Consider the following 21,416-nt stretch of genomic DNA (forward strand, 5'->3'; position numbering starts at 1 on the left):
CGTGTCGGTGTGGACCGCGGAGACGGCCGGGATGCGGTGCGCGGTCCGGGCCGCGGTCCCGCCGGCGGTCCGTCCGGCGGTCTTGACCGCGGCCTGCTTGGCAGGCTGCTTGGCGGCCCGTGCGGCGGTCTGTCCGGTCTGGCTGGTCTGGCCCGTCTGGCTGGTCTGGCTGGTCTGGCTGGTCTGGCGTATCACGCGGCTCTCCCCGTACGGCGGCGCGGCGGCCGGTCGACGGGGGTGGTCCTGCTCGCCCGCACCAGCGGGCCCCACGCGTCGATCAGTGCCGCGAAGTCCTCGATGTCCGCCTGCGCCTCGTCGAGCAGGCGCGCCCGCAGGGGCGCCAGGTGGTCGGCGAACCGGGCGTACTTCCCGCCGAGCTTCCGGTAGCAGCGGTCGAGTTCGGCGAGCCGGCGGTGGTTCTCCGCGCGGTCCGTCGCGGCGCTGCGACGGGCGGAGTCGGCGATCGCCTCGGGGCGGACGTGGTGGAACTCGTCCAGCAGGGCGCCGCCGGCGGCCTCCATCTCGGAGTAGACCGGATAGAGGTAGAGCATGGAGAGCAGGAACTTGGCGTAGCGCAGCTGGTAGGCGGTGAAACCGGCGTCGGTGCGCCGGTCCGGGGTGTGGTAGTTGACGATGTGGCGGTTGTGGGTGACGCCCGGCAGGGTCGCGTCACGCACCAGGTGGTGCAGGAAGTAGTCGCTGCCGATGGTGTCGGTGGCGGGCGGCAGCGGCACCCGCTCGTACACCTCGCGGTCGAGGCCGATGTTGCACATGTCGATGCGCCAGATGTCGGGCAGGTCGAGCACGGCGCGGTCGGTGGTGAACGGCTCGGTGCCGCCGCCGGTGAAGGAGTCGGCGACCAGTTCGCGCTTCTCCTCCTCGCTCGCGCCGGTGTCCGCCCAGAGCGCGACCACGTCGTGGTAGACCTCGGGGTCGAGCTCACGGATCTCGCCGAGGTCGACGGAGAGTTCGCCGACGAACGAGGCGCCGACCAGGGCCACGGTCTTGTCCGCGTGCACCGGGTCCAGGCTGTTCTCGGTGACGGCGGCGGCCGCGTCGACGGCCTTCAGCCCGAGCGTGGCCAGCTCGTGCTCGATCGGGAACACCGGTTCGCCGTCGAGCAGTTGGTAGCGGCTGTCGGAGTCACGGCGGTGCACCGAGTCGCAGCCGAGCGCGGCGGCCAGCAGGAACGCCCGGTTGGTGCAGGCGCCGTAGGAGACGGCGTCGGGCAGCATCAGGTCCATCAGGCGGTCCGGGCGGGCCGCGCCGGAGCGCTCGACCACCTCGCGCAGGAAGGCCCGTTGGGCGTCCTCGTCCAGGTGGTGGACGACCACGCCCTCGGCGGCCGGCAGGGCGGCGAGGGCCTCGGCGTGCCGGGCGCGGGTCGCACGGTCGGCGGAGTCCAGCATCAGCAGGTGCACCCGGACGCCGAACCGCCGTGCGGCGTAGGCGGCTTCGGCTCCGATCGCGGTGACGGTGCCGGCGCACTCGCGGTTGGTGGGCAGGGTCAGACAGACGTCGCGCATTCCCGCTCCCCCGTGGCGTCCCGCCGGTCCGTCTCCGGCTCCTCGAACGGCTTGCCGGTCCACGACCGCAGGCCGAGCAGCTTCTCCCCCAGCTCGGTGAGTTCGGCGGTGCCGTAGCGCAGCGCCTCGGGCCGGTCGGCGTCGCCGACCAGGGTGCGGTTCCAGTCCGGGGTGGCGAGCGTGCGCCAGGACTCCACCCGGGAGCGGCGCAGCTTCTCGGACTCCTCCAGCGCGGGCATCATCGACAGGTACTGCACCGCGCGCACGCCGTTCTCGGAGGTGTTGCGCTCCACGCCGTGGGCGAGCAGGCCGTTCCAGATCAGCAGGTCGCCCGCCGCCAACTCGGGCCGCACGACCGGGAACTCCTCGCGGTCGACGTCCGGGCGGATCGGGTCGCGGTCGGCCGGCTGGGCGGCCTGCCAGGCGTTGAAGCGGTGGAACAGCTCCGGGTCGCACTGGAAGCCGCCGCGGTCGGGGGCGGTGTCGTTGAGCGCGATGATGCCCTGGACGCGCTGCGGCAGTATGCCCTGGGTGGTGTCGACGTCCCAGTGCAGCTCGATGTCGAAGCCGCGGTCGGTGGGCTCGATCAGCGCGCGGTCGCGGTTGCGGACGTTCGGCGGGTTGAGGTTGAGCCGGTCGAGGGTGACCCAGAGCTCCTCGCAGTCCCACACGTCCACGAAGGCGTCGTAGACGCGCTGCGACTGCCGGCTGTCCCAGAGGAGTTGGTGGTGGTAGGCCTCGACGAAGCCGTAGATGTGCAGGTGCCGGTCGAGTTCGTCGCGGTACTCGCGCTCCTGGTACCAGTCCTCGGGGCGGTCCGGCGACAGGCCCTGGAACTCCCAGGCGAAGTCGAGCATTCGGCGCGCGGCCTCGGCCGGGATCGCCTGCTTGACCACCACGTAGCCGTAGGCCTGCCAGAACGCGTAGTCCTCCTCGGAGAGGACGCGCAGCGGGTGCTTCTTGCGGATTTCGCGCAGTGCGGTCCGGGCGAGGTAGCTCTCGGTGTCGGCGCTGAAGTAGGGGCGTTCCGACGCGGCCCGGTACAGGTAATCCCCGGCGGGTGCGTCGGGGTGTTCGGCAGGGCTCGGCATGGGCAGTCACTCCGTGGTTCGTGGTCGACGCGGTGGTTCGTCACGCGCTCGTGCGGGCACGGCGAGTCGACGGCCGGTCACCGGCCGCTACAGGGATTCGGGTGCGGCCCGGAAGTCCGTCCGCATGCGCTCCTTCTCGCTCCGGCCGGCGGGCGCGGAAACGGCGCACGTCAGGGGGCCAACTCGCCCGCCCGACAAGGGCCATCACCCCGCATCAGCCTTTGCCGAACCGCGCCCCCCATACGTTGGACTAGACCAACTAATGGTGTCAACCCTTTCCAGCGGGTTACCGATTGGGAAATCAACGCAGCTCACAACGCCAATCGACGTTCTCTTTATGTTTCGGAGACTGACATAAGCGGGGGTATGTTTCCGGAATTGACATAATCCCGGAACGGTGAACCGCTCCCGCCCGCCGTACGTTGGGCCTATGGCACGAGAGCTGACGGCTCCCCCCTGGCTGACCGAGGGCCTGCGGCCCCGGGCCGCGCCGATCCCCTGGGCCGCGGTCGTCCGCGCCTCCGTCGCGCTCGCCGCCCCGCTCGCGGTGGGCACCGCCACCGGCCGGCCCGGCTACGGCGCGCTGGTGTCGATGGGCGCGCTGTCCGGCGTCATCGGGGACACCGCGGACGCCTACCGGATGCGGGTGTTCACCATCGCCGTCCCCCAACTGTTCGGCGCCCTCGGGATGCTGTGCGGCACCCTGGTCTTCGGCACCGGCTGGACGGCGGTGGCCACGGTCACCGCCCTCGCGCTGGTCTCCGGCATGATCTCCTCGATCGGCGCGGTCGCCTCCGTCTCCGGACTGCTCCTGCTGCTCAACGCGGTGGTCGGGGCCGGTCTGCCGCTGCCCTCCCCCTGGTGGCTGCCACCCGCCCTGCTGCTGCTCGGCGGCCTGGTGGTCCTCGCCCTGACCCTGCTCGCCTGGCCGCTGCGCGTGGGCGTCCCCGAACGGGCCGTGGTCGCCGGCACCTACCGGTCGGTCGCGGGACTGCTGGAGGCCGCCGGCACCCCCGAGTACGACGCCCGCCGCCGCGAGCTCACCCAGTCGCTCAACCACTCCTACGACCTGCTGCTCGCCCGCCGGGCCCGCCGGCACGGCCGCTCGCCCACCCTGGCGCGGCTGCTCGCCCAGCTCAACGCGGCGGTCCCGGTGGTCGAGGCGACGGCGGCGGCCCACCTGCGCCCGCCCGAGTACGGCCCGCTGCCCGCCGAGCACCCGGCCGCCGTCCGCGCGCTCGCCGACGCCGTCGAACAGGGCCGCACCGGCGCGCCCCCGCCGCTCGACCTGCCGGTCCCCGCCGGCCCGTCCACCCGCGCGCTGGTCCAGGCGATCGAACACGCCGCCACCGTCGCGTACGAGGCCGAGCCCGATCCGTACGCCACCGCCGACCGGCTCGGCCGCCCCGCCGCCATCGAGGTCCGGGCCCGGCAGGCGGCCCGGGCGCTGCTGCTGTCCGGCACGTCCTGGCGGTACGGGCTGCGGCTGGCCCTGTGCATCGGGCTGGCGCAGGTGCTGGTCTCGGCGATCGCGGTGCCCCGCTCCTACTGGGTGGCGCTGACCGTGACCTTCGTGATGAAGCCCGACTTCGGCTCGGTGTTCTCCCGCGCGGTGCTGCGCGCGCTCGGCACCGCCGCCGGGCTGCTGATCGCCATGCCGGTGCTCGCCGAGGTGCCGCACGGCTGGTGGGACGTCCCGGTGATGGCGGCGCTGGCCACCCTGATCCCCGCGCTGTCCGCCAAGGGCTACGCCTTCCAGACCGCGGCCATCACCCCGGTGATCCTGCTGCTCTCCGACCTGCTCAACCACCAGGGCTTCCACCTGGTGCTGCCCCGGCTCTACGACTCGCTGATCGGCTGCGGCATCTCGCTGCTGGCCGGGTACCTGCTGTGGCCGGAATCCTGGCGCACCCGGATCCTGGACCGCCTCGCCGACGCCGTCCAGGACACCGCCTCGTACGTGTCGCTGGCCTTCACCACCGCGCCCGGACGGGACGAACCCGCCCGCGCCCGGTACCGCCGTCGGCTCTACCGGGACCTGTCCACCGTGCGCAGCGAGTTCCAGCGCGCCCTCACCGAGCCGCCGCCGGTCGGCGCCCGGGCCCAGGCCTGGTGGCCGGTGGTGATCGCGGTCGAGCGGATCGTGGACGCCACCACCGCCACCCGGGTGCGGATCGAGCACGGGGCGCCGGTGCCGACCCCCGCCGAGGTCGCCGTCGTCACCCGGGAGCTCGCCGATCTGGCCGAGGCGCTGCGCACCGGTGAGCCGCTGCCGCAGGCGGCGCCGGACGTCCTGGCGCCGCACTGTGCGCTGGCCCGGCTGCACCACGAGGTGCACGCGGCCCGGGCGGTGGCGGCCCCGGCGCCCTGAGCCCCTCGACCCCGGCTCTCGGCCCCGGCTCTCGACCCCGGCTCTCGACGACGCTCTCGGCGCCGCCCGCCGCCCGTCGGCCGGTCCCTCAGTCCTGGATCCGCCGCCAGGGCCGCTCGGCCTCCAGCGCGAAGGCCAGCTCCAGCAGCAGCCGCTCCTGCCCGTGCGCGGCCGACAGGTGCACCCCGACCGGCAGTCCGCCGGGCGCCGAGCCCGTCGGCAGCGCGAGGCCCGGGCCCCCGGTCACGTTGTTGACCGGGGTGAAGGCGACGTAGCGGGCCAGCCGGTCCAGCAGCTCGTCGAAGTCCACGTTCGGGCTCAGGTGCCCGATCGGCGGGGTGGTGTGGGCGAGCACCGGGGAGAGGATCGCGTCGTGGCGGTGGAAGATCCGCGCGTACACGTCCTCGGCCCGGCGCAGCCGTCGCAGTACACCGGGCGTCCGTACGAACTCGGCCTGGAAGCGGCGGCGCAGCCCGGTGGTCAGGCCGTCCAGCCTCCCGGGCCGGAAGCCCGGGTCGAGCAGCAGCCGGCCGGTGGCCGCGATGGCCCAGGCGATGTACCCCCAGTAGGTGAGGAAGTCGCGGGAGAACTCCTCGCCGAACGGCAGCGTGGTGGGCTCGACCCGGTGGCCCATCGCCTCCAGCCGGGCGGCGGTCTCCTCGACCACCTGCCGGGTCGGCCCGTCCGTCTTGGCGACCGGGGAATCCACCACCAGGCCGATCCGCAGCCGCCGCTTCCCCGGCCCCTCGACCAGGCCGAGCGGCGGCAGCCCGGGACTGCCGCGGTGCCGCTCGGCGGCGGCGAGGAAGGCGGCGGTGTCGCGCACCGAGCGGGTCAGCACGCCGTCGGTGACCAGGTCGATCGGCAGCCTGCCGCTCTGCGCGTTGACCACCAGCCGGCCCCGGGTGGGCTTGAGCCCGACCAGGCCGCAACAGGCCGCCGGGATGCGGATCGAGCCGCCGCCGTCGTTGGCGTGGGCGATCGGCACCACGCCGGAGGCCACCAGGGCCGCCGCACCGCCCGAGGAGGCGCCGGGCGAGTGCGAGGGCTTCCACGGGTTGCGCACCGGCCTGGCGGTGGCGAACTCGGTGGAGGCGTTGAGCCCGAACTCGGGCAGCCTGGTCTTGCCGAGCACCGCCAGGCCGGTGGCGAGGAACTGGTCGGCGAAGGGCGCGTTGCGGCGGGCCGGGCGGGCGCGGTAGGACTCGCTGCCCATGGCGGTCGGCAGGCCGCGCAGGTCCACGTTGTCCTTGAGGTAGCTCGGCACGCCCCACAGCGGTCCGCCGATGCCCTCCCGGCTGATCCGCGGTCTGTCGTACGAAGCGTGGGCGACGGGCAGCAGCGCGGCGTCCACCCGCGCGGCCCGGTCGACGGCGGCGGCGACCAGCTCCCGGGGGTTGACCTCACCCGCCCGGACGAGCGCGGCCAGCGCCACCGCGTCGTGGGCTCCCAGGGCGTCGTCGGCGAACGCGTGGACCCGCTCGTCGGTCATCCGAACTCCCCACTCCCTGCCGGGCGTTCCACCGCCCGGCGATCGCACCGGCCGGTCGTACCTGCCCACTTCTACCGACCGGTAATCTCACCCGGTCCAGAGTGCGGGGCCCGCCCGCCGGCGCCCGTCCGCCCGGGGCCCGCCGCGACCGCGAACGCTCCGTCACCTCTCGATGGGCGCACGGCCGTTGTTCCCGCGCCCCCGCGTCCACACCGTCCGCCGGTCCGCGATCGTTTCGCCGTACGCGGCCGGGAAAGATCACGTCTCGTTCGCGGACCGCCCCGGTCCTCCCACCCGAACCAAGGTGACGCCCGTGCCCGCCCCCTTCTCCCCGACCACCCGGTTCACCGCGGCCACCGCCCCCGGCGCCCTCCCCCTGCTCGGCCACGCCGCCGCGCTGCTGTACCGCCCGCACGCCTTCGTCGCCGGCCTGCCCGCCCACGGCGACCTCGTCCGGCTGCGGCTCGGCCCGCTGCGCGCGTACGTGGTCTGCCACCCCGAGCTGGTCCGCCGGCTGCTCACCGACGACCGTGCCTTCGACAAGGGCGGGCCCCTGCTCGACAAGGCCCGCGAGGTCTTCGGCAACGGCCTCGCCACCTGCCCGGCCGCCGACCACCGGCGCCAGCGCCGCATGCTGCAACCCGCCTTCCACCGCGACCGGCTGCCCGGCTACGCCGCGCTGATGGCCGAGGAGATCGCCGACGCCACCGCGCCCTGGCACCACGGCGACGTGATCGACGTCCCCGCCGCGATGTACCGCCTGACCACCGCCGTCACCGCCCGCTGCCTGTTCGCCGCGCACGAGCGGGCCGGCTCGCTGCCCGTGCGCGAGATCATGGACGCCGTCACCCGAGGCGTCGGCCGGCGCGTGCTGCTGCCGCTGCCCGGCACCGACCGCCTCCCCACCCCCGGCAACCTCCGCTTCCGGCGCGCCCGGCGGGACCTCCGGGAGATCACCGGGCGGCTGATCGCCGACTACCGCGCCACCGGCGCCGACCACCGGGACCTGCTCTCCACGCTGCTGGACGCGCGCGACGAGGACGGGCGCGGCCTGTCCGACGCCGAGGTCCACGAACAGGTCGTCACCTTCCTGCTGGCCGGCACGGAGACCACCGCGGCCACGCTCTCCTGGGCCTGGACGCTGCTCGCCGCCAACCCGGCCGTCCGCGAACGGCTGCACGCCGAACTCGACACCGTGCTGGACGGCCGCCCCGCCCGCCACGAGGACCTGCCCGCCCTGCCGCTCACCGCGCGGATCGTCAGCGAGACCCTGCGGCTCTACCCGCCGCCGTGGATCCTCAGCCGCACCGCCACCGCCGACACCGAACTCGGCGGCCACCGCGTCCCGGCGGGCACCACCCTGCTGTACAGCCCGTACCTGCTGCACCGCCGGGCCGACCTGTTCCCCCGCCCCCACCGCTTCGACCCCGACCGCTGGCTCACCACCGCCCGGCCCTCCCCCGGCACGTACGCGCCCTTCGGCCTCGGCGCCCGCCGCTGCATCGGGGACGCCTTCGGCACCACCGAGGCCGTCCTCGCCGTCGCCACCGTCGCCGCCCGCTGGACCATCGCCCCCGCCCCCGGCCGTCCCGTCCGCCCCACCCGCGGCCCCTCGCTGTCCCCCCGGCCCTTCACCGCGACCCTGGCCCGCCGGATCCGCTGACCGGACTCCGGCCAGGCCCCGGCGGGGCTCCGGCCGGCCGGCGGCGGGGCTCCGGCCGGCCGGCGGCGGGGCTCCGGCCGGCCGGCGGCAACCGGGCTTCGGTACTGTCCCCGCGTGGCCGGCCGTACGGGCGCCGGCCGGACCCACGCCACTCGACCGGGACGCCACCAGACCATGAACGCTCGAACTCCCGCAGGGCCGCCGACCGGGCCGCTCCACACCCTCCTGACGTATCCGCGCCGCTCACCGCTGACCTTCGGCTACGTCCTCCTGCTCCTGATCGGGAACGTCTGGGTCAAGAACCTGCTCACCGCCGACCGGGCGGACGCCCTCCGCGACCACATCAGCACCAACCTCGACAACCTGCACGACCACCCGGTCACCGCCCTGTTCGGCAGCGCGCTGCTCTACGACGGCACCCTCACCGAGATCCTCACCACCGGCTTCGGCGGCACCCTGATCACCCTGGGCCTCGGCGTCTGCTGCTGCCTCGCCTGGACGGAACGCCGCTTCGGCAGCCTGCGCGCGGCCGCCGTCTTCCTCGGCGGGCACGTCCTCGCCACCCTGGTCACCGCCGTGGTCATCCTGCTCGCCCTGCGCCAGGGCTGGTACCCGCAGAGCGTGCGCCAGGCCTCGGACTACGGCATCAGCTACGGCGCCCAGACCGTGCTCGCCCTCGCCACCCTCGCCCTGCCCCGCTGGGCGAGGGTGCCCTGGGTCGCCTTCGTGGTCGGCTGGCCGCTGTCCGGCGGCGGCGAATGGCCCGGCCCGATCCCGGAGTTCACCACGGTCGGCCACCTCCTCGCCGCCGCCCTCGGCTTCGCCCTGGCCGCCGCCGTGGCCGTCACCGGCTCACGCCGCCGACGGGCCGGGGCCCGCGGCGAGCGCGTCAGCGAGGCGGTCGACGGTCCGCCGCGATCACGGTGAGCAGCCGCTCGATGTTCTCCAGCCGGCGCCGCAGGTCCTCGATGTCACGGCGGGAGGCGTTCTGCTCGCTCTCCTTGAGCTCGACCAGCAGCTGACCGTCCGGCTCCAGCCGGGCGCGGGCCACCTCGTCGACGCCGTCGCCGCTCTGCACCCGGATGGCGTGCTCCAGCTCGGACGGCCGCAGCGCCAGCCCGCGCAGCGCGCCGGGCACCAGCACGCCGTCCTTCACCACGGTGGTGGCGCCGCCCTCCAGGATCCGGGCGGCCTTCGGGTCGCGGGCGAGCCAGCGGGTGATGCCGGCGTTCACCACGACCAGGGTGGCCGCCCCGATCGCGCCGCCGAGCAGGCTGTTGTCATTGCCGATGATCGCGTTCTGGACCACGTTCGACAGGAGGAAGATGACCACCATGTCGAAGGTGTTCAGCCCGGCCAGTCCGCGCTTCCCGGCGAGCCGGAACAGGACCAGGATCAGGACGTAGACGGCGATCGTGCGGAGGATCTTCTCCACGATCGGAATCTGGACGGCCATCAGGTCGTGCCACACTGCCCCGCTCCTCCCGCCTCGACTGCAAGGAACGGGGCAGAGGCTACGCCACGGTCACCGCTTCGGCCTACCGCGCCGGGCCGCCGGCTTCGGCTTCTGTCCGCCTGCCTTCGCACCTCCGGACTTGGCGCCCTTCGCCCCGCCGGCCTTCGCGCCTCCGGCCTTCTGCCCGGCCGGCTTCTGCCCGCCGCCCCGCTGCTGCTGCGGCTTGCGCGGGCCGGCCGCCCCCTTCTTCGGCTGCGCCTCGGGCGCCGCCTGCCCGGCCCCGCGCCCGCGCGAACTGTTGACCGTACGGCCGCGGACGATCCCGATGAACTCCTCCACCAGGTCGGTGGTCCGCTCCTGCGGCCAGGACAGCGCCACCTGGGACTGCGGCGCCTCCACCACCGGCCGGTAGGTGAGGTCCCGGCGGTGGTGGAGCCGGGCCAGCGACTGCGGCACCAGGAGCACGCCGACGTTCGCCGCCACCAGCTCGACCGCGTCCGCCGTGGTGTCCGGGCGCGCGACGGCGGGGCGCCCGGGCAGGGTGTCGGCGGTGAAGCCGAGGGTGTCGTCGAGCGGGTGGAAGACCACCTCGTCGGCGAGGTCATCCAGCGTGGCCTCCTCGGCGGCGGCCAGCCAGTGGTCCTTGGGGAAGACCACCACGGTCGTCTCGGCGTAGAGCGGGATCGCGCTCAGCGCGTCCTTGTCGACCGGCAGCCGGACCAGCCCGGCGTCCGCGCCGCCCTCGCGCAGAGTGCGCTCGCCGTCGCCGACCGGGACCGCGAGGAGCTCCAGCGGTACGTCGGGGAGCCGCTCGCTCCAGACCCGGACCCATTTGCCGGGGGTCACGCCCGGGACGTACACGAGCCGGAAGGACGGGTTCACCTGCATGTCTGTCACAGGGCAAGGCTACCGACCGTGACCGGAAGCGCCCGCGCACTCCCTTACCCTTGTCACCATGACATCGCTCAAGCAGAAGACCAGCCAGACCATGAAGCCGGCCACGGCGGCCAAGAAGCTGGGGATCTACCTCGACGCCGCGCCGACCGACTTCCAGGAGGGCGTGGTCTCCCGCGAGGAGCTCAGCGCACTTCAGGCCGAGCCGCCGCAGTGGCTCCAGGACCTGCGGAAGGACGGCCCGCACCCGCGCCCGGTCGTCGCCGCGAAGCTCGGCATCTCGATCTCCGGCCTGGCCCGCGGCGGCGTGACCGAGGCGCTCACCAGCGAGCAGATCGAGGCGATCAAGGCCGAGAACCCGCTCTGGCTCCAGCACGAGCGCGCCAACCAGGTGGACGTGCGCAAGGAGACCGCCCGGATCAAGGAGAAGCACGAGAAGGAGGCCGCCGAGAAGGCCGCCAAGGAGGCGAAGGCCGCCCAGGCCCGCTGACCCTCCCCGCCGTCCGGCACCCCGGCGCTCCCCCGCGCCGTCTGCCGGGCCCTCGCGCGACGACGGTGCCGGCGGCCGGTCCGACGGTCGCCGGCCCCGGCGTTCCACCCGGGGCCCGCCCCCCGGGGGGGGCCGGCCGGGCCGTCGCGGCGTACCGGCCGGGCCGCCGTGGCGTATTGACCGGGCCGCCGGCCACTCCGAATAATCGGCGGGATCGGGGCACCTCCGGACAGGTGCCGTCGTGGCCAGTGCCACACCGCAGGACACCGCACCGGGGGAGCGACCAGTGACCGAGCAGCCGCAGCACGCCGAAGCCACCGAACTCACTCTCCTCGCCGACGAGTTCTTCGCCGCCGAGAACGCCCACAACCCGTTCGACGCGACCCTCGGCGGGGTCGAGGGCTACGCCCACCTGGTGCCCGACCCGTCCCGCGCGGCCGCCGACCGCCACCGCGAGGCGCTGCGGGGCTTCGCCGCCCGGCTGGCCGCGATCCCGGAGCAGGCGCTGGCCGGCGAGGACTGGATCACCCACCGGGTGCTCGCCCGGTTGATCGACAACGGCATCGGCCGGATCACCCACGGGCTGGACGACTTCGGCGTCTCGGCGACCATCGCCTCCCCGCAGAACGAGGCCTTCAGCGCGCTCGTCATGACCTCGGTCGACCAGGAGGGCGCCGACGCCTACCTGGAGCGGCTGGCCGCCCTGCCCGACTACTTCGACGCCGCCCTGCGCCGCGTCCTGGACACGGCCGCCGAGGGCCGCCGTCCACTGCGCAGCGGGGTCGACGCCGCCGTCGCCCAGCTGGACGCCCAGCTGGCCACCGCCCTCGCCGAGGACAAGCTGCTGCGGCCGCTGGCCGGCCGCCCGGAGTCCGAGCGCGCCCTGGCGGTCGTGCGCGACGCCGTCCGCCCCGCGGTGGCCCGCTTCCGGGACGGGCTGGCCCAGCGGCTGGCGCCGGACGCCCGGCCGGACGACAAGCCCGGGGTCTGCCACGTGCCGAACGGCGCCGAGGGCTACGCGGACGCGGTCGCCCGCTTCACCCGTCCCGGGCTGACCCCCGAGGAGGTGCACCGGATCGGCCTGGAGGCCGTCGCGGCGCTGCGCGAGGAGTTCGCCGAACTGGGCGGCAAGGTGCTCGGCATCACCGACCCGTCGGCCGTGCTGACCGCGCTGCGCGAGGACCCGTCGCTGCGCTTCACCAGCGCGGCCGAGATCGTCGCCCTGGTGGACGGCGCGCTGGAGCGGGCCCGCCGCGCCGCCCCGGACTGGTTCCGCCCGTACCCGATCGCCGACTGCGTGACCAGGGAGATCGACCCGATCGAGGCGGCGAACGCGCCGCTGGCCTACTACCAGCCGCCGGGCCCGGGCGGGCTGCCGGGCACCCACTGGATCAACACGCTGAACCCGGAGACCCGGTTCAGCTACGAGTACGAGGCGATCGCCTTCCACGAGAGCGTGCCCGGCCACCACCTCCAGATCGCCGTCGCGCAGACCCTGCACCACCTGCCCCGGTTCCGGCGGAACCCGAGCGGCCAGCTGACCGCCCACGTCGAGGGCTGGGGCCTGTACACCGAGCGGCTCGCGGACGAGATGGGGCTGTACGGTTCGGAGCTGTCCCGGTTCGGCATGCTCTCGCTGGACGCGATGCGGGCCGTCCGACTCGTGGTGGACACCGGGATGCACCACCACGGCTGGTCCCGGCAGCGGGCGCTGGCCTTCATGCGGGCCAACACCGCCACCACCGAGGCCAACGTCCGCAACGAGATCGACCGTTACATCGCCTGGCCGGGCCAGGCCACCTCGTACCTGATCGGCCGTCGGGAGATCGTGCGGCACCGCGAGCGGGCCCAGGCGGCGCTCGGCGCCCGGTTCGACGTCCGGGAGTTCCACCACCAGCTGATCGGGCACGGCAGCCTGCCGCTGGGGGTCCTGGAGGACCTGGTGACGGACTGGATCGCGGAGCAGCGGCAGCTCTGAGGCCCTCCGGCCGGGGCTCAGGGGCGGTCCGGTCCCGGCGGCGGGATCCAGCGACGTTGCGGAAACGGTTCCGCACGCCCGGTCAAGGCTTCCCCCGCCGCGACGTGGCGTCACTCCTTCGGCCCTGTCCACACGGTAGTGTCCGCTGGCGCGGTCCCGGCACGCCCGGTGTCCGCCGCTCACGCACACCCCGATGGAGGAACCCGTGCCGGCTCCCGCCCGCCGCGCCCTGGCCACGGCCGCGGCCGTCCTGTTCGCCGCCGCGGCCGCAGGCTGCTCGTCCGGTGGCGGCCACGCCGCCAAGGGGGCCGGGCACAGCTCCGCCCCGGCCGCCGCGGGCGACGCCGCCGCGGCCGCCGCCGCGGCCGCCGCGATCGTCACCGGCCCCGGCCCGAAAAGCGGTTACGACGTGCAGCCGCAGCCCGCACCGGGCAGCTGCCACTACCGCTACACCGCCGACAAGCAGCCGCTGCCCGACCCGAACTGCACCCCGGGCGCGATCAGCCCGGCGGTCAGCCAGGACAACATCAAGGACACCATCTGCAAGCCGGGCGGCTACACCTCGACCATCCGGCCCCCGGTGAACATCACCGGCAAGGAGAAGACCGAGAACGCCAAGTCCTACGGCTACACCGGCCCGATGGGCGACGCCGAGTACGACCACCTGATCAGCCTCCAGCTCGGCGGCGACCCCAACGACCCGCGCAACCTGTGGGTCCAGCCGCCGTCCCCCGGCCACGTCCCCGGCAAGGGGCCGAACAACCCCAAGGACTCGGTGGAGACCCACCTGCACACCGCGATCTGCAAGGGCCAGGTCACCCTCACCGCCGCCCAGCAGGCCATCGCCACCGACTGGACGACCGCCGAGGCCAAGCTCGGCATCCGTTCCGGCTCCGGCGCCGGCGCCGCCCCCACCACCGAGGCCGACGCCGACGGGGACTGACGCCGACGGGGACTGACGGACGATCACCATCCGGCGTACGCATCACTGTCGAACTACCCGAGCCCGCCCCCCCATCGCTCCGGCCCCGGCCCGTTCCCCGCTACCGTGACGGGACACGCGAGCGGGCGGGAACCGGGGGGACGGGGCACAGTGACGCGGCCGGACGTCAAGGGCCTGGGCAGAGAAACCGCCGACCTGCGGCTCGGGGCGGTGTTCACCCTGCTGACGGTGGTGATCGACGGCTACCTAATGTCCCGGATCTGGCGGTGGGCCGGCGAGCAGACACCCGGGGAGCACCACGCCGCGGTGGTGCAGACGGTGTCACTCCTCGGCTTCCTCGCGTTCACGATGCTGCTCGGCGTGGCCGTCGCGGGCAGCCGGTCCACCCCGCAACGCCGCTGGCGCTACGCGATGTTCGCTCCGCTGCTCGGCCAACTGCTGGTCCCGGCGGCCCTGCTCGTCTACCTGCTCCTCAACCCGCCGAGTTTCTCCATCCCTTGGTAGGCCGCCCGCCCCTTCGCTTCCGAACCGTCTCCCGGTACGGTGTCCAGCCAGGTGGAGCGAGCGGCATCGATCCCTGACCGGCCAGGTCGGCGGCATCGATCCCTGACCGGGAATACCGGCCGGTCCAGGCCGTCAACCGCCGGGCCAGGTCCAGCAGTTCGGGCGTGCGAAGCACCCGCCCGCCGAAACCGGGCAGCTCGGCGGGGGTGTCCGGGAAGCGGGCGGAGAGGGCGCCGCCCGGGCCGGTCATGCCTGGGGCGGGACGGCCGGCAGGTTGCGCTTGTGCTCGGTGCGGCGGTAGTGGCCGAGGACGGTGCGGAAGACGTCCTCGCCGACCGGACGGCCCTCCAGGAAGTCGTCCAGCTCGTCGTAGGTGACGCCGAGGGCGTCCTCGTCGGGACGGCCGGGGGCGAGGTCCTCCAGGTCGGCGGTCGGGACCTTCTTGACCAGCTCGGCCGGCGCGCCGAGCGACTCGGCGATCGCCCGCACCTGGCGCTTGGTGAGGCCGGACAGGGGCATCACGTCGGCCGCGCCGTCACCGAACTTGGTGAAGAAGCCGACGGCGGCCTCGGCCGCGTGGTCGGTGCCGACGACCAGCCCGCCCTTGGCGCCCGCCGCCGCGTACTGGGCCACCATCCGCTGGCGGGCCTTGACGTTGCCGCCGACGAAGTCCTCCTGGCCCTGGTCGCGGTAGGTCAGCCCGGCGGCCTTCAGGGCCACGACCGCGCCGTCGGTGGCGGGCTTGATGTCGACGGTCAGCACCTCGTCCGCGCGGATGAAGCCGAGCGCGCGCTGGGCGTCCGCCTCGTCGGCCTGGACGCCGTACGGCAGCCGCATCGCGGTGAACGTCACCTGGTGCCCCTCGGCCCGAAGCCGCTCCACGGCGAGCTGGCAGAGCCGCCCTGCGGTGGTGGAGTCGACGCCGCCGCTGATGCCCAGCACCAGGCTGCGCGCGCCGGTGGCCCGCACCTGGTCGGCCAGGAACTCCACCCGGCGCTCGGCCTCCCGCGCGGGGTCCGGAACGGACGCCACTCCGAGGGCGCGGGCGATCTCCCGCTGGACGTCGGCAGGCAGGGGCTCGGTCATTCCGACTCCTCGGGACGGTGGACAGACAACGATCACGAGGATACGACCACCGCCGCCGCGACCGTCAGGGGCGGTGGTCCTCCCCCGGCCCCTCCGGCCCCTCCGGGCCGTGCGGCTCGTCCGACGGCGCCGGCCCCGGTTTGTCCAGCGGGACCGGCCGCCGCGGCCCCGGATGCGTCAGGATGTCGACCACCACGGCGCCGTCCACCGTCTCCTGGGCGACCAGCAGCGCCGCCAGCTCGTCCAGGTGGTGCCGGTGCTCGGTCAGCAGGTCGAGGGCCCGCCGTTCGGCCCGGCGCAGCAGGCGGGCCACCGCCTCGTCCACGGCCCGCTGGGTCTGCTCGGAGTACGGGCGGCGCAGCAGGTCCTCGGGGTTGTCGCCGAGGTAGTGCGGGGTGCCGCTGGAGTAGCCGACCGGGCCCAGTTCCGGGGAGAGGCCGAACTCGCGGACCATCCGGGTGGCGACCGAGGTGGCGTTGGCGAGGTCGTTGGCGGCGCCCGTGGAGCCCTCGCCGAAGACCACCAGCTCCGCCGCCCGGCCGCCGAGCTGGACGGTGATCAGGTCGGTCAGGTAGCTCTCGCTGTACAGGCGCCGTTCGGCCTCGGGCAGCTGCTCGGTGACGCCGAGCGCGACGCCGGCCGGGAGGATGGTCACCTTGGCGACCGGGTCGGCGTGCTCGCACAGGGCGGCCACCAGCGCGTGTCCGGACTCGTGCACCGCGACGGACTGCCGTTCCTCGGGCAGCAGCGCGTTGGAGGACTCCCGGCGGCCGAGCAGCACCCGGTCGCGGGCGTCGTCGAGGTCGGCGGCGGTGAGGGTGGCCCGATCGGCGCGGACGGCGTTGATGGCGGCCTCGTTGACCAGGTTGGCGAGGTCGGCTCCGGAGAAGCCGGGGGTGCCGCGGGCGAGCCGTCCGAGGTCGACGTCCGGGCCCAGGGTCTTGCCCCGGGCGTGGACGGCCAGGATGGCGGCCCGCTCGGCCTGGTTGGGCAGCGGGACGGTGACCTGCCGGTCGAAGCGGCCGGGGCGCAGCAGGGCCGGGTCCAGGGCGTCGGGCCGGTTGGTGGCGGCGATGACGACGATGCCGGTGCTCTGGTCGAAGCCGTCCATCTCGGCGAGCAGCTGGTTGAGGGTCTGCTCGCGCTCGTCGTTGCCGCCGAGCCGGGTGCCCCCCGCCCGGCGGCCGCCGACGGCGTCGATCTCGTCGATGAAGATGATCGACGGCGCGCGCTTGCGGGCGTCCTCGAAGAGGTCGCGGACCCGGGAGGCGCCGACCCCGACGAACATCTCCACGAAGCCGGAGCCGGTCACCGAGAGGAAGGGCACCGAGGCCTCCCCGGCGACCGCCCGGGCGAGCAGGGTCTTGCCGGTGCCGGGCGGCCCGACCATGATCACCCCGCGCGGCCCCTTGGCCCCGGCGGCGGCGTACCGCTCCGGGCTGCGCAGGAAGTCGACCACCTCGCTGACCTCCTGCTTCACCCCCTCGTACCCGGCCACGTCGGCGAACCCGGTGGCCGGCCGCTCAGCCTCGATGATCTTGGCCCGGGACCGTCCGATGGCACTCAGGCCGCCGCCCAGCGACCGGGCCGCCATCCGGCCGGACCAGAGGAAGAGCCCGCCGAAGATCAGCAGCGGCAGGAACACCAGGAGGGTGGACCAGATCGAGCTGCCGCCGCTGGTCCGGCTGCCGGTGACGTTCACGTGGTGGCCGGAGAGCGCGGTGCTGAGCGGGGAGGTGTCCAGGGCGGTGGGGATCTGGCTGGTGAAGTGGGTGCCGTCCTTGAGCGTTCCGCTCACCGCTCCGGTGTCGCTGACGTCGACGGTCTGCACCTGGCCGGCGTCGACCCGGTTCAGGAAGTCGGTGTAGCCGTAGCGGGTGCCGGGGGTGCCGGGCTTGGAGAACAGCACCAGCAGGAGCAGCGTGGCCAGCACGGCGAGGGGCAGCAGCCAGCGGCGCCAGGAGGGCGGCGGGGGCTTGGCCGGACCGCCGGGGCCGGGACGGCCCCCGGGCGGCCGTCCGGGGCCGGAGCCCGGACCCTGTCCCCGCCCCGGGCCCCGTCCCCGCCCCGGGTCCTGCGCGCGCTGCGGGCCCTGCCCGCGCTCCGAGCCCGGTCCGGAACCGGGGCCCGCCGGGGTCGCGGGGTGGCGGGCAGTGCGCAATCGGATTCGTACGATCATCCACGCTCACCGCCTCCCGGAGGCCGGACGGCCTCCGCCCCTCCATGGTCGGACGCTCCGCGTCCGGATGGGAGGGCGAAGGGGGTGATTCCGGGCCGACCGGGGCAAAAGGACCGGCTACGCGCGGGGTGCGACGCCGGACCGCCTGGGGAGGTTCCGGCCGTGGAGAGTCGGCGATCGAGCTGTCGGCCGGGACAGCCGGTGACCTAGGGTAGCCGCATGGCCAACGAGGAACTGCCCGCCGCCCGCGCCACGCCCGAGGCCGCCGTGGAGCCGCGGGCCGGGGACAGCGACCGCGAGGCGGTGGCCGAGCAGCTGCGGATCGCGGCAGGCGAGGGCCGCATCGACCTCGCGGAACTCGAAGAGCGCCTCGACCTGACCTACGCCGCCCGCACGTACCGCCAACTCGACGCCATGGTGGCGGACCTGGGCGGCCGGGTGGAGGGCCGGGAAGCGGCGGAGGACGTCCTGGTGCTCCGGGCCCGGATGAACAACCTGGTGCAGGGCGGCCGGTGGACGGTGTCCCGCCGGATCGTCGCCGAGAGCAGCATGGCGCTGCTCACGGTCGACTTCACCGAGGCCGTGTGCGCCCACCGGGAGGTCACGGTCGAGGCGTCGACCGGCATGGGCCACGTCCGGCTGATCGTCCCGCGCGGCTGGGGCGTCCGGATCGACCCGTCGAGCACCAACACCGGGAACATCGTCAACAAGGCCGCCGAGCAGGCCGAGCCCGGTGCCCCGACCGTGACCGTGATCGGCCACCCGCGGTCGGGGCCGATCAAGATCAAGCAGCGGCGCCGGGGCTGACGGACGGGGGCCGGGGCTGACGAACGGGACCGGGCCCGCTACGGGCCGGGCTCGGGCGCCAGGGGGCAGGGGGCAGGGGGCAGGGGGCAGGGGCCAGAAGGTAGGCGCCAGGGGTCAGGAGAAGTCGAGGTCGCCCGTCCTGGTCCGCTTGAGCTCGAAGAAGTTCGGGTACCCGGCCAGCAGCCGCACGCCGTCGAAGACCCGTACGGCGTCCTCCCCTCGCGGGATCGCGGTCAGCACTGGCCCGAAGAAGGCGACGCCGTCCACGTGGATGGTCGGCGTCCCGACCTCCTCGCCGACCGGGTCCATGCCCTCGTGGTGGCTCTTGCGCAGGGCCTCGTCGTACTCGGTGCCGTCGGCCGCCTCGGCCAGCTCCTCGGGCAGACCGGCCGCCGCCAGCGCCTCCCGGATGACGGCTTCGTCGGCGGGCCGGTCCTGGTCGTGCAGGCGGGTGCCGAGTTCGGTGTAGAGGTCGCGCAGCACCTGCGGGCCGTACTTCTCGGCGGCGGCGACACAGACCCGGACGGGGCCCCAGCCGGTGGTCATCAGGCGCTGGTAGCGCTCGGGCAGGTCGGTGCGGCCCTCGTTGAGCACGGACAGGCTCATCACCCGGAAGGTGAGGTCGAGGTCGCGCTGCCGCGCGACCTCCAGGATCCAGCGGGAGGTGATCCAGGCGAACGGGCAGATGGGGTCGAAGTAGAAGTCGACCTTCGTGGTCCCGTGGTTCGTGGCGCCGGGCTTCTCGGTCCCGTGGTCGATCGTGCGGTTCGTCACGGCATCCGTTCCGGCGTTCGCCGTCTCGTTCATCTCGTTCGTCTCGTTCGTCACACTGGAGAGACTATGGCCCGGGTGGACCGTTCTCCAGGGCCAATCGAGAGTCATCCCAGTGGGCCACTTCACGCCTTTCCCCAGCTCAGCCGCAGGTCGTCCCGTCCGCCGGCACCGTGCCGTCCAGCAGGTAGGCGTCCACGGTCTGCCTCAGGCAGGGGTTGCCGGTGTTGTAGCCGCCGTGCCCCTCGCCCTGCAGGGTGACGGTGACGCCGACGCCCGCGCCGAGCTGCTGCGCCATCGTGTGGGCGCCCTCCACCGGGGTGGCCGGGTCGCCGGTGGTGCCGACCACCAGGATCGGCGCGGCGCCCGGCGCCGCGACCTCCGGGTGGGCGTTCCTGCCCGGTACGGGCCAGCCGGTGCAGCCGGTCAGTCCCCAGGCGGTGTACGCCCCGAACACCGGTGAGGCGGCATGGAACTGCGGCAGCTGCTGCTCCACGTCCTGGTCGGAGTAGCGCTGCCGGGCGTCCACACAGTTGATCGCCCGGTTCGCGGCGTTCAGATTGGTGTAGTGCCCCTGGGCATCGCGCCCGTTCAGCGCGTCGGCGAGTTCGAGCAGCGTATCGCCGGTCCCCTGCTCCATCGCCTCGGTGAGTCCGGCGGCCAGCGCGGGCCAGGTCTCCTGGCTGTACAGCGCGCCCGCGATGCCGGTGACCGCCAGGTTCTCGGTGAGCTGTCGTCCCTGGCGGGTGGACAGCGGCGACTGCGCCAACTGCTGCACCAGCGCGGCGACCTTGGCGGTGCCCTCGTCACCGCCCGCACCCGTCGGACAGGCGGTTCCGGCCTGGACCGCGCAGGCCTTCATGAAGTCGCCGAGGGCGAGCTGGAAGCCCTGGGCCTGGCTGAGCGCGATCTGCTGCGGGTCCTTGGTGGGGTCGACCACCGAGTCCAGCACCATCCGGCCGACGTGCTGCGGGAACAGGTGGGCGTAGACGCCGCCCAGTTGGGTGCCGTAGCTGATGCCGAAGTAGGAGAGCTTCTGGTCGCCCAGCACCTGCCGCATCAGGTCCATGTCCCGCGCGGCGCTCTCGGTGTCCACGTACGGCAGCACCGGGCCCGAGTTGTGCTCGCAGGCGGTGACGAAGCGGGAGTTGCCGTCGTCCAGGGCCTTCACCGCGTCGGGGGTGTCGGGGGTGCCGTCGGCGGCCGTGGCGGCGTCCATCGCCTGGTCCTCCAGGCACTTCACCCCGTCACTGGCGCCGACCCCGCGCGGGTCGAAACTCACCAGGTCGTAGCGGGAGTTGAGGTTGGCGTAGATCGGGGCGAGCGCGGGCAGGGCGGCCACGCCGGAGGCGCCCGGGCCGCCGAAGTTGAACAGCAGCGAGCCGATCCGGTGCTGCTCGTCCTTGGCCGGGCTGCGGATCAGGGCGAGGTCGATGGTCGGACCGTCCGGTCTGCCGTGGTCCAGCGGGGCCTTGAGGGTGGCGCACTGCCAGTCGTCGGCGGGCGCGGTGCCGTTTCCCTGGACGCTGGTGGGGGCGGGACAGGCGTGCCAGTCCGGTTGCTGGGCGGCCAGGCCGGTGGCGGCCGCGGGGTCGCTGCCGGAGGCGGCGTCGGGGCCGCCGGCCGGGGCGGTCGGCGCGGGCTCGACGGCGGAGGAGCCGTCGCCCTGGCAGCCGGCGGCGGCGGTGAGCAGGAGGACGGTCAGGCCGAACGCTCCGGCGCCGCGGACGACGGTGTGCATCGGGTGGGTCCACCTCTCGGGTCGGCCGGGCGGGACGGCTGGCGTCCGGCGGGGACGGCGTGCACCCGAGGGGGCGGCGTGCGCCCGGCGCCCGGTTCGTCGTCGCACCACAGACCCTAGGGGCCGGGGCCCGGCGATGCCCTGTGGAGACCTCCGGACGGGGGGCGTGCGCCGAACCGGCTGCCACCCGCCGAACGGGTGGGGGCCGGGCTGTCCTGCCGGTGGCGCGGGCGGTGGCGGGGTGGCCGGCCGGCCCGCTGGCTGGCTGGCTGGCTGGCTGGCTGGCTGGCTGGCTGGCTGGCTGGGGGCGGAACCGGTCGTGGGCTTCGCGGTGACGGCCCGGGATCCGTCGCCCCGGCTTCCCCGTTCGCTGTGCCGCCCGGTGCACCGGCCGTCGCCACCCTGCCGATCGGCTGGGTGGCGA

At 74.4% G+C, this 21,416-nt stretch carries 17 protein-coding genes; 8 read left to right on the plus strand and 9 right to left on the minus strand.

Annotation, left to right across the window (positions count from 1 at the left end; translation table 11 throughout):
• Positions 1-191: 191 nt before the first annotated feature.
• Positions 192-1,526 carry a DUF6271 family protein gene (locus ACFRAR_RS27905; protein ID WP_380701024.1) on the minus strand — a complete coding sequence of 445 codons (1,335 nt, stop codon included), beginning with the start codon at positions 1,524-1,526 and terminating at the stop codon, positions 192-194.
• Positions 1,508-2,617, minus strand: coding sequence for a phytanoyl-CoA dioxygenase family protein (locus tag ACFRAR_RS27910; protein ID WP_380701026.1), 1,110 nt, complete (start codon positions 2,615-2,617; stop codon positions 1,508-1,510). The genes ACFRAR_RS27905 and ACFRAR_RS27910 overlap by 19 nt, the downstream gene beginning before the upstream one ends.
• Positions 2,618-3,047: 430 nt before the next feature.
• Here ACFRAR_RS27910 and ACFRAR_RS27915 point away from each other — a divergent pair, with 430 nt between their 5' ends.
• The gene (locus tag ACFRAR_RS27915; protein WP_380701028.1) at positions 3,048-4,988 is read left to right on the plus strand and encodes an FUSC family protein; all 1,941 of its coding nucleotides are present in this window, start codon (positions 3,048-3,050) and stop codon (positions 4,986-4,988) included.
• Positions 4,989-5,076: 88 nt separating this feature from the next.
• On the opposite strand, the gene ACFRAR_RS27920 is transcribed toward ACFRAR_RS27915, so the two are convergent.
• On the minus strand, positions 5,077-6,480 hold the full coding sequence (locus ACFRAR_RS27920; RefSeq protein ID WP_380701030.1) for an amidase: 1,404 nt from the start codon (positions 6,478-6,480) through the stop codon (positions 5,077-5,079).
• Between the two features lie 313 nt (positions 6,481-6,793).
• Here ACFRAR_RS27920 and ACFRAR_RS27925 point away from each other — a divergent pair, with 313 nt between their 5' ends.
• Complete coding sequence (locus ACFRAR_RS27925) at positions 6,794-8,143, plus strand: cytochrome P450 (protein WP_380701032.1); 1,350 nt, start codon at positions 6,794-6,796, stop codon at positions 8,141-8,143.
• Positions 8,144-8,317: 174 nt separating this feature from the next.
• Positions 8,318-9,070: a rhomboid-like protein gene (locus ACFRAR_RS27930; RefSeq protein WP_380701034.1), complete on the plus strand. Its 753-nt coding sequence runs from the start codon at positions 8,318-8,320 to the stop codon at positions 9,068-9,070.
• Here the strand turns inward: ACFRAR_RS27930 and ACFRAR_RS27935 are convergent.
• Complete coding sequence (locus ACFRAR_RS27935; protein WP_380701036.1) at positions 9,033-9,614, minus strand: DUF421 domain-containing protein; 582 nt, start codon at positions 9,612-9,614, stop codon at positions 9,033-9,035. The two genes, ACFRAR_RS27930 and ACFRAR_RS27935, sit on opposite strands and share 38 nt — an antisense overlap.
• Positions 9,615-9,668: 54 nt before the next feature.
• Positions 9,669-10,496 (minus strand): LysR family substrate-binding domain-containing protein, encoded by an 828-nt coding sequence (locus ACFRAR_RS27940; RefSeq protein ID WP_380701038.1) that lies wholly within the window; start codon positions 10,494-10,496, stop codon positions 9,669-9,671.
• A 58-nt stretch (positions 10,497-10,554) separates the two neighbouring features.
• On the opposite strand from ACFRAR_RS27940, the gene ACFRAR_RS27945 reads away from it, so the two are divergent.
• The 4 genes from ACFRAR_RS27945 (at position 10,555) to ACFRAR_RS27960 (ending at position 14,408) form a co-directional block, all read left to right on the plus strand.
• The gene (locus tag ACFRAR_RS27945; RefSeq protein ID WP_380701040.1) at positions 10,555-10,983 is read left to right on the plus strand and encodes a DUF5997 family protein; all 429 of its coding nucleotides are present in this window, start codon (positions 10,555-10,557) and stop codon (positions 10,981-10,983) included.
• 286 nt (positions 10,984-11,269) lie between these two features.
• Positions 11,270-12,961, plus strand: a complete 1,692-nt coding sequence (locus ACFRAR_RS27950) for a DUF885 domain-containing protein (RefSeq protein WP_380701042.1) — start codon at positions 11,270-11,272, stop codon at positions 12,959-12,961.
• Between the two features lie 205 nt (positions 12,962-13,166).
• Positions 13,167-13,904, plus strand: a complete 738-nt coding sequence (locus ACFRAR_RS27955; RefSeq protein ID WP_380701044.1) for a hypothetical protein — start codon at positions 13,167-13,169, stop codon at positions 13,902-13,904.
• 150 nt (positions 13,905-14,054) lie between these two features.
• A complete protein-coding gene (locus ACFRAR_RS27960) occupies positions 14,055-14,408 on the plus strand; it encodes a hypothetical protein (RefSeq protein ID WP_380701046.1) in 354 nt (117 codons plus the stop codon).
• Positions 14,409-14,654: 246 nt separating this feature from the next.
• On the opposite strand, the gene nadE is transcribed toward ACFRAR_RS27960, so the two are convergent.
• Both nadE and ftsH read right to left on the minus strand, forming a co-directional pair.
• On the minus strand, positions 14,655-15,494 hold the full coding sequence (nadE, locus tag ACFRAR_RS27965) for an ammonia-dependent NAD(+) synthetase (protein ID WP_380701048.1): 840 nt from the start codon (positions 15,492-15,494) through the stop codon (positions 14,655-14,657).
• 64 nt (positions 15,495-15,558) lie between these two features.
• On the minus strand, positions 15,559-17,442 hold the full coding sequence (gene ftsH / locus ACFRAR_RS27970) for an ATP-dependent zinc metalloprotease FtsH (RefSeq protein ID WP_380701062.1): 1,884 nt from the start codon (positions 17,440-17,442) through the stop codon (positions 15,559-15,561).
• A gap of 450 nt (positions 17,443-17,892) precedes the next feature.
• Here ftsH and ACFRAR_RS27975 point away from each other — a divergent pair, with 450 nt between their 5' ends.
• Positions 17,893-18,480 carry a DUF1707 domain-containing protein gene (locus ACFRAR_RS27975; protein ID WP_380701050.1) on the plus strand — a complete coding sequence of 196 codons (588 nt, stop codon included), beginning with the start codon at positions 17,893-17,895 and terminating at the stop codon, positions 18,478-18,480.
• Positions 18,481-18,594: 114 nt separating this feature from the next.
• Here ACFRAR_RS27975 and ACFRAR_RS27980 read toward each other — a convergent pair whose 3' ends face one another.
• Positions 18,595-19,308 carry a disulfide bond formation protein DsbA gene (locus tag ACFRAR_RS27980; protein WP_380701052.1) on the minus strand — a complete coding sequence of 238 codons (714 nt, stop codon included), beginning with the start codon at positions 19,306-19,308 and terminating at the stop codon, positions 18,595-18,597.
• 85 nt (positions 19,309-19,393) lie between these two features.
• Entirely contained in the window at positions 19,394-20,992 is a 1,599-nt protein-coding gene (locus ACFRAR_RS27985) for an alpha/beta hydrolase (RefSeq protein WP_380701054.1), read from the minus strand.
• Between the last annotated feature and the right edge of the window lie 424 nt (positions 20,993-21,416).

Source organism: Kitasatospora sp. NPDC056651, from assembly GCF_042792155.1.
Classification (GTDB): domain Bacteria; phylum Actinomycetota; class Actinomycetes; order Streptomycetales; family Streptomycetaceae; genus Kitasatospora.

Coding starts and splice junctions, on each gene's coding strand:
- ACFRAR_RS27930 (WP_380701034.1), top strand. CDS start 8,318: ATGAACGCTCGAACTCCCGCAGGGCCGCCGACCGGGCCGCTCCACACC.
- nadE (WP_380701048.1), bottom strand. CDS start 15,494: ATGACCGAGCCCCTGCCTGCCGACGTCCAGCGGGAGATCGCCCGCGCC.
- ACFRAR_RS27920 (WP_380701030.1), bottom strand. CDS start 6,480: ATGACCGACGAGCGGGTCCACGCGTTCGCCGACGACGCCCTGGGAGCC.
- ACFRAR_RS27910 (WP_380701026.1), bottom strand. CDS start 2,617: ATGCCGAGCCCTGCCGAACACCCCGACGCACCCGCCGGGGATTACCTG.
- ACFRAR_RS27915 (WP_380701028.1), top strand. CDS start 3,048: ATGGCACGAGAGCTGACGGCTCCCCCCTGGCTGACCGAGGGCCTGCGG.
- ACFRAR_RS27985 (WP_380701054.1), bottom strand. CDS start 20,992: ATGCACACCGTCGTCCGCGGCGCCGGAGCGTTCGGCCTGACCGTCCTC.
- ACFRAR_RS27945 (WP_380701040.1), top strand. CDS start 10,555: ATGACATCGCTCAAGCAGAAGACCAGCCAGACCATGAAGCCGGCCACG.
- ACFRAR_RS27975 (WP_380701050.1), top strand. CDS start 17,893: ATGGCCAACGAGGAACTGCCCGCCGCCCGCGCCACGCCCGAGGCCGCC.
- ACFRAR_RS27905 (WP_380701024.1), bottom strand. CDS start 1,526: ATGCGCGACGTCTGTCTGACCCTGCCCACCAACCGCGAGTGCGCCGGC.